This is a genomic window from Rhodobacter sp. P2_H5 (assembly GCF_056403335.1).
Map to the genome: position 1 here is coordinate 1 of NZ_JBFUFS010000085.1, position 897 is coordinate 897.

At 63.8% G+C, this 897-nt stretch carries 1 protein-coding gene; it reads right to left on the minus strand.

All coding sequences use genetic code 11. The features are described from left to right. On the minus strand, window positions 1–229 hold a 229-nt coding region (locus AC1DVR_RS23610), incomplete at its 3' end, for a DUF736 domain-containing protein (RefSeq protein WP_478003064.1). Window positions 230–897 lie beyond the last annotated feature (668 nt).

Consider the following 897-nt stretch of genomic DNA (forward strand, 5'->3'; position numbering starts at 1 on the left):
AGCTCGGATCGTCCAGCTTCAGGCCCAGGTATTCGCGGCCCTCGTTCGATTTCTTCGTCCAGGCGGCGCCGATCTCGGCGCGGCCGACCAGRACCCGGTGGGAGGGYGCGTTCTCRCCCGAGGCSCGCAGGTCGGGGACGAGGCGCACACCCTTGGCCTGCAGGCTGAGGGTGAAGATTTCGCCGRTGTATTCGGTGCCGGTCTTCTTGAAGGTGCCGATGGTCGCCATGTTCTTTCTCCGTTTTGCTGTTTCGGGCCCGCKTCCTTGCGGCCTCGATGGCGATCGACAGCCCGGAGGCGACCGCTGGCGCACCCCCTTCACGGGGGCTGGACAGCACAGGAGRAACTTTCTTGTCCCGCGAGGAATGGCGGTTCTGCCGACAGGGGAAGAAAGTTGTGACGACGCTGTTGCGCCGAAGCGGTCGCGGCGAAGACGYCCTTCGGGCAGATCAGCCCATCACCAGAGGCCACTGGACGCGGGYTGGRACAGACAATCCACGGAGATCAAGGCGACCCTGAAGGCCCGTCAGGAGAGACAGGTCAGGCACCACTGGCGAGGTAACCACCTCTGGCTACCGATCAGACCAACCTGCGCTTCCCCCCTGCCCTGCTGSCWCGCGGCTCCCGCCGSTCCGCCGAGTTCAGGTCTGCCAGCGTGATGGCAGGCAAAGGACGATTTTCGAACGAGGGCCGCCACTGGGCCAAGATGCTGGTCGATCCATGCTGAGGCTCTACCCCAACCAGCGCAACTCGAAGATCATCTGACGGCGAGTCCAATGCCCTCACCCCCTGCCCCAATTCCTACCACTTCAGTGGCCGCTTGGCAAAGGTCCGTCGAAACCTGAGCCTTGCCGGGTGTTTGGCAGACTCCTTCTCCGTCCAGCAATGCCTGAATAC